This is a genomic window from Arthrobacter sp. Hiyo1 (assembly GCF_001263615.2).
Classification (GTDB): Bacteria; Actinomycetota; Actinomycetes; order Actinomycetales; family Micrococcaceae; genus Arthrobacter.
Window position 1 is genome coordinate 1,008,173 of the sequence record NZ_DF952468.1, and the last position, 6,559, is coordinate 1,014,731.

Here is a 6,559-nt window from a genome sequence, read left to right on the forward strand (position 1 = left end):
AAAGGCGCCGTCCGCGGCGGGAAAGTGGTCATGGTCGGGCTGCTGCCCTCGGGGCCGCAGCCGGTCTTCATTTCGCTGGCCATCACCCGCGAACTAGAACTGCTCGGGTCCTTCCGATTCAACAGCGAGATCGACGAGGTCATTACCGCACTCGCGGACGGCTCACTCTACGTGGACCCGGTGGTGACGCACGAATTCACGCTGGACCGTGGATTGGAGGCCTTCGAGGTGGCCAAGAACTCGGCCGAATCGGGGAAGGTCCTGCTGAACTTCCAGCCTGTGGCATAGGCTCTCAGCCGATGAGTCGGGCTGCGCAGGCGTTCAGCCGTCAGCGCCGCTCGACTGGAACAAATACCCGTGGCTGGCCTTCCCAGTCTGGTGACAGGTCCGCGATGGTCTCCCGCATGATGTTGGAGGCGGCCTCGCGGGCCTTGTCGCCGTCTCGGTCCCGGATGCCTTGGGCTACATCCAGGTGCCATTGCAGGGCCGCTTCCTTCGGATGTTCCGGCATGAGGCCGTGAACGGTCCGGCCGGTGAGTGTCTCAGTGACCTGCCCGATCAGGTTCGCGAACATTTCATTGCCGGAACCGGAGAGCACCAGGGCGTGAAAGCGGATGTCGAGGTCCAGGAAGGTGGGCATGTCGCCCGCACGGCCTGCTTCCCGCATGGCCAGGGAAATGTCCACCAGTTCGCTGCGCAGGGACTCCGGAGCGTTTTCCGCGGCCAGTTCCGCCGCTACGGGCTCGACGGCGGAGCGGAGTTCGGCGAGGGAGCGCAACTGGGCGCCGCGGCCTTCTCCGGCCAGCCGCCAACGGATGACCAGCGGATCGAAGGGATTCCAGCGGTGCGCGGGGAGGACCCGGATGCCAACACGCTTGATGGTTTCCACCAGTCCCAAAGACTGCAGCACCCTGACAGCCTCACGCACCACCGACCGCGACACTTTGAGCTCGTCCTCAAGGTGTTCAGCCAACATGACGTGACCGGTAGGGAGCTTACCGCCGACGATCCGGGTACCCAGATGCTCGACAGCGCGGTAGTGGAGACTGGTTGACATAGTCGTAAGCATAGTGGCGTTGATGGTTCCGCCACTGGAAGCCCGAGCGACGGTGAACTCCCCACAGCACGAGCTCGCAACATAGACTCTTTTGTGACGCGGACGTTTCCAAAACGTGGGCGCAACTTTCCCAGACGTGGTCCAAATACGTATGGTTTATTCCAGCTACTGCTCTAGAAAGCGTTTCCTCGCTCCTAGCAGGACTCGATGCACAAGAATGAATTGGAGTTTTGATGTCAGCACACATCGGTGTCACCGGCCTCGCGGTGATGGGCGCCAATCTGGCCCGCAACCTGGCCCGCAACGGCTTCACCGTTGCCCTCCACAACCGCTCCGTCGAAAAGACCGACGCCCTGCTGGCCAAGCATGGCACGGACGGCGACTTCATCCGCACGGAAACCCTCCAGGAACTCGTGGACTCCCTCGAGAAGCCCCGCCGCGTCCTGATCATGGTGAAGGCCGGCAAGCCGGTTGACGCCGTCATCGACCAGCTCGTTCCCTTGCTCGAGCCCGGCGATATCGTGATCGACGCCGGCAACTCGCACTACGAGGACACCCGCCGCCGCGAATCCGCGCTGGCCGAGAAGGACCTGCACTTCGTGGGCGTCGGTGTTTCCGGCGGCGAAGAGGGCGCCCTGAACGGCCCCTCCATCATGCCCGGTGGTTCGAAGGAGTCCTACGACGCTTTGGGCCCGCTGCTCGAAAAGATCTCCGCCAAGGTTGACGGCCAGCCCTGCTGCGCCTGGATCGGCACCGACGGCGCCGGCCACTTCGTCAAGATGGTCCACAACGGCATCGAATACGCCGACATGCAGGTTATCGGCGAAGCCTTCGATCTCCTGCGCTCCGGCGCGGCATCGAGCCGGCCGAGCAGTCCAAGATCTTCGCCGAATGGAACAAGGGCGAACTTGCTTCCTTCCTGATCGAGATCTCCGCAGAGGTCCTCGGGCACGTCGACGCCAAGACGGGCAAGCCGTTCGTCGACGTCGTCGTGGACGCTGCCGGCCAGAAGGGCACCGGCCGCTGGACGGTCATCTCCGCCCTCGAGCTCGGCTCCCCGGTTTCGGGCATCGCCGAGTCCGTCTTCGCGCGTGCCCTCTCTTCCCAGGCAGAACAGCGCAAGCTTGGCCAGGAGCTGCTCGCCGGCGAGGAAATCGCCGTCGAGGTCCCCGAGAACTTCGTCGAGGACGTGCGCCAGGCGCTGTACGCCTCCAAGCTGGTTTCTTACGCCCAGGGCCTGGACATGCTGACCTCCGCCGCAAAGGAATACGGCTGGGACCTCAAGCTCGATGAAATCGCCTCCCTGTGGCGCGGCGGCTGCATCATCCGGGCCGAGCTGCTCAAGGAGATCACCAACGCCTACGCTGCCGTTGAGAAGCCGGCCAACCTGCTGTTCGCTCCGGCCTTCACCAAGGCGATCGCCGGCGCGCTGCCGGCATGGCGCCGCGTGGTGGCAACGGCTGTCCAGCTGGGCATCCCGGTTCCGGTGTTCTCCTCCTCGCTGGCCTACTACGACGGACTTCGCCGCAAGCGCCTCGCTGCCGCAGTCATTCAGGGACAGCGCGACCTCTTCGGAGCGCACACCTACGGCCGCGTTGACGCCGAGGGTACCTTCCACACCCTGTGGGGCGAAGACAAGTCCGAGATCTCGGCAGTCGACACCCACTAGGCTTGCTGCCCCATTCGGTTCATGACAAAGGCCGGCACTTCCGCGTTACTGTGGAGGCGCCGGCCTTTGCCGTAGGCGGGTCGTGCGCATTCAACCCCGTCACACGAGGAGCAGTCCATGCCGCAACGCGTCGCATTTGTCACAGGTGCGTCAACCGGAATCGGTTTCGAAGCCGCCGTCGAGCTCAGCAAGGCGGGAATGGTCGTGTACGCGGGCGCTCGGCGGGTCGAAAAGATGGAACCGCTCAAAGCCCACGGAATCAAGGTGTTGTCCCTGGATGTCACCGAGGATGACTCGATGAAGGCCGCCGTGGATCTTGTCCTGGCAGAGCAGGGACGGATCGACGTACTGGTCAACAACGCCGGATACGGGTCCTATGGTTCCTTGGAAGAGGTGCCGCTGGATGAGGGCCGGCGCCAGTTCGAGGTCAACGTCTTCGGCCTCGCCCGGATGTCCCAGCTGGTGATTCCCGTGATGCGTGCTGCGGCTTCCGGCAGGATCATCAACGTGTCCTCGATCGGCGGCAAAATGTATGAACCCCTTGGCGCCTGGTACCACGCAACAAAATTCGCCGTCGAGGGCCTCAGCGACTCCCTGCGCCTTGAACTAAAGCCCCATGGCATCGACGTGGCAATCATTGAGCCCGCGGGCACGGACACGGAATGGGGAACCATCGCGTGGGAGAGCCTGCTGACTGTCTCGGGACACGGACCGTATCGCGGGCAGGCCGGGATCGTGGCGGCTGCTTTGGCGTCGACGTCGGGGACTGCGCTTTCGACCCGCCCGCGTACCGTGGCCCGCGCTATCGTGCACGCGGCAACATCGGGAAGGCCCAGGACCCGATACCCGGTGGGCAGGGGAGCCTGGACCATTCTGGCCTTGCGGAGGGTGCTTCCCGACCGGGCCTTCGACACGGTTTTCTGGAACGCCTACAAACGTTTTTCCGGCTAGATCCGGTATTCGATGTAGTACTCGGCGGGGTCGACGGCGGGTTTCGTTTCGCTCTTGGCATCACGGTGCCGCCACGTTGCGGGCACACCGGTGATGATCGACTCAGGCGGTGCGTCCTTGACCACGACGGCGTTGGCGCCGATGGCACTGTCCGCGCCGATGGTGATGGGACCAAGGACCTTGGCCCCGGCTCCGATGGTGACGCGGTCTCCGATGGTGGGGTGGCGCTTGACCTTGGCCAAGGAACGGCCACCCAGCGTCACGCCGTGATAGATCATGACGTCTTCGCCGATCTCGGCCGTCTCACCGATCACCACACCCATGCCATGGTCAATGAAGAACCTGCGGCCGATGGTAGCGCCGGGGTGGATCTCGATCCCGGTCAGGAACCGGGCAAGCTGGGAAATGAGCCGCGCCGGGAAGCGTAGCTCGGGGTTTTGCCACAATTTGTGCGTCAGGCGATGCGCCCAGATGGCATGCAGGCCGGAGTAGGCAAAAAAGTTCTCAAAGGAGCCTCGGGCCGCCGGGTCATGTGACCGGGCGGCCTCGAGGTCCTCCATAAGTCTTGCGAAGAAGCTCACAAAGACCTTTCTACAGGAAATGAAAGAAAGCGGTTGCGCGGGGTCCGCAATCAGCCGCGAATATCGTCAAAAAGCACCGTGGAGATGTAACGTTCGCCGAAGTCGGGAACGATTGCCACGATGAGCTTGTCCTTGTTCTCCGGACGCTTCGCGAGCTCCAGCGCACCCCAGACAGCCGCGCCGGCCGAGATGCCGCCCAGGATGCCTTCCTTGGTGCCGAGGGCGCGTGCGGTGGCCACGGAGTCCTCAAGGGTTGCGTCGAGGACCTCGTCGTAGACGTTGGTGTCAAGGATTTCCGGAATGAAGTTCGCGCCGAGACCCTGGATCTTGTGCGGGCCCGGGGCGCCGCCGTTCAGGATGGGGGAGTCCTTGGGCTCAACGGCCACGATCTGGATTTCGGGCTTGCGCTCCTTCAGGACCTGTCCGACGCCGGTGATGGTGCCGCCGGTGCCGACGCCGCCGACGAAGATGTCCACTCCGCCTTCGGTGTCCGCCCAGATTTCCTCGGCCGTGGTGGCGCGGTGGATTGCCGGGTTTGCCTCGTTGGCGAACTGCTGGGCCCAGATGGAGTTCTCCGTGTTAGCGACGATCTCCTGCGCCTTCTCGACGGCGCCGCGCATGCCTTCAGAGCCGGGGGTCAGCACAATCTCCGCACCGTAGGCGCGCAGCATGACGCGGCGCTCGGTGGACATGGTTTCCGGCATCGTCAGGATGACCTTGTAACCGCGTGCCGCACCGACCAGGGCCAGCGCGATGCCGGTGTTGCCCGACGTTCCTTCGACGATGGTGCCGCCCGGCTTCAGCGCACCGGACTTCTCGGCGGCGTCGACAATCGCCACGCCGATACGGTCTTTGACGCTGTTGGCGGGGTTGTAGAACTCCAGCTTCACGGCAACCGTGGCGTCCAAGCCTTCGGTGAGCCTGTTCAAGCGGACCAGGGGGGTTCCGCCGATCAGCTGGGTGACGTCGTCGTAGATCCGTGCCATGTAATCATGCCTATTCTCTGAATTCGCTGAAATAGCTACTGCTGAGGTCAGCCTAACGAGCGGTGCTACACGCTGCTACGCGCGGAGCCACGAAGAGTAATATTTCCGGGCCTTGGCGAGCTTCGGGTTGATGATGACCTGGCAATAACCTTGCTCGGGGAACTTGGCGTAGTAGTCCTGGTGGATGGACTCGGCTTCGTAGAATTCCGGCAGCCTGCTCACCTCGGTCACAATCGGCTTGGACCACAGTTCCTGGTTCCGGAGGATGGCTTCCTCGAAGAGGATCTTTTCTTCAGTGGTGGTGTAGAACATCGAGGAACGGTACTGGGTTCCGACGTCGTAGCCCTGGCGGTTGAGCGTGGTGGGATCGTGCAAGGCGAAGAACATGTCGAGGATGATGTCCGCCGGAATGATGTCCTCGTCGAAAGTCACTGCGACGACCTCTGCGTGGCCCGTCATTCCGGAGCAGACGTCGTAATAGTCAGGGTTGCGGATGTGCCCGCCCGTGTAGCCGGAAACCACGGAACTGACGCCCTTGGTCTTCTGATAGACAGCGTCGAGGCACCAGAAGCAGCCTCCGCCAAGTACAAAAGTTTTCATGATCTCTTCAATGGCCGGGAGTCCTGGATGATTCCCGCACAACCTTACGGGAGTGTGACGGAGCAGATCCCGCCGGTGGCAACAATCTCAAACAGTCCGATGGCCGCAAGCGCGACTTGGCCGCCGGATGCGCAAGAATGTAATGCATGGAAGCTGTGAACACCGCGGTTGCAGATACGGGATCCGGGGAAGAATCGGAGAACGGTGCAGCCGGGACGCCAGGTACCCCCACGCTCGGTCAGGTCCTCTTGGCAGTGGAGGAGCTCTGGCCGGAATCGCTTGCCGAGGAATGGGACGAGGTAGGACTGGTTGTCGGACGGCCAACCGCTACCGTCACGAAGGTCATGTTCGCCGTGGATCCGACCCTCGCCGCCATTGAAGAGGCCATTGAATGGGGCGCCGAGCTCCTCGTTACGCACCATCCGTTGCTGCTCAAGGGCGTCACCTCCGTTGCTGCCACGAGCGCCAAGGGCCTCGCCGTCCATCGGCTCATTGAGTCCGGTACCGGGCTGCTGACCGTGCACACCAACGGGGACTCCGCCGTCGGTGGCGTTTCCGATGTCCTCGCCGACGCGTTCGGGCTGGACAACGTTGTCCCGCTGGCGCCTGCGGCCCACGGCCTGCCGGAAGAGGGGATCGGCCGGGTCGGCGACTTGCCCGAACTCATGACCCTGGGAGACTTTGCCGCGCGGGTGTTCGAGATCCCTGCCTTCGG

6 protein-coding genes and 2 pseudogenes are annotated in these 6,559 nt (G+C 63.3%); 4 read left to right on the forward strand and 4 right to left on the reverse strand.

Features of this window, described 5'->3' with window-relative positions:
* Positions 1 to 288, forward strand: a pseudogene (locus tag AHiyo1_RS04500) (L-idonate 5-dehydrogenase); the annotation flags it as partial.
* 40 nt (positions 289 to 328) lie between these two features.
* Here AHiyo1_RS04500 and AHiyo1_RS04505 read toward each other — a convergent pair.
* The gene (locus AHiyo1_RS04505) at positions 329 to 1,057 is read right to left on the reverse strand and encodes a FadR/GntR family transcriptional regulator (RefSeq protein ID WP_059387761.1); all 729 of its coding nucleotides are present in this window, start codon (positions 1,055 to 1,057) and stop codon (positions 329 to 331) included.
* Positions 1,058 to 1,290: 233 nt separating this feature from the next.
* Here AHiyo1_RS04505 and gndA point away from each other — a divergent pair.
* Positions 1,291 to 2,726 (forward strand): annotated as a pseudogene (gene gndA, locus AHiyo1_RS04510) (NADP-dependent phosphogluconate dehydrogenase).
* Between the two features lie 117 nt (positions 2,727 to 2,843).
* The gene (locus AHiyo1_RS04515) at positions 2,844 to 3,677 is read left to right on the forward strand and encodes an oxidoreductase (protein WP_059387762.1); all 834 of its coding nucleotides are present in this window, start codon (positions 2,844 to 2,846) and stop codon (positions 3,675 to 3,677) included.
* Here the strand turns inward: AHiyo1_RS04515 and epsC are convergent.
* The 3 genes from epsC to msrA form a co-directional block, all read right to left on the reverse strand.
* The gene (gene epsC / locus AHiyo1_RS04520) at positions 3,674 to 4,258 is read right to left on the reverse strand and encodes a serine O-acetyltransferase EpsC (protein ID WP_059387763.1); all 585 of its coding nucleotides are present in this window, start codon (positions 4,256 to 4,258) and stop codon (positions 3,674 to 3,676) included. The two genes, AHiyo1_RS04515 and epsC, sit on opposite strands and share 4 nt — an antisense overlap.
* Positions 4,259 to 4,308: 50 nt before the next feature.
* Positions 4,309 to 5,244 (reverse strand): cysteine synthase A, encoded by a 936-nt coding sequence (gene cysK / locus AHiyo1_RS04525; protein WP_059387764.1) that lies wholly within the window; start codon positions 5,242 to 5,244, stop codon positions 4,309 to 4,311.
* A gap of 75 nt (positions 5,245 to 5,319) precedes the next feature.
* Complete coding sequence (gene msrA, locus AHiyo1_RS04530) at positions 5,320 to 5,844, reverse strand: peptide-methionine (S)-S-oxide reductase MsrA (protein WP_059387765.1); 525 nt, start codon at positions 5,842 to 5,844, stop codon at positions 5,320 to 5,322.
* Positions 5,845 to 5,990: 146 nt separating this feature from the next.
* Here msrA and AHiyo1_RS04535 point away from each other — a divergent pair.
* On the forward strand, positions 5,991 to 6,559 hold a 569-nt coding region (locus AHiyo1_RS04535), incomplete at its 3' end, for a Nif3-like dinuclear metal center hexameric protein (RefSeq protein WP_148667435.1).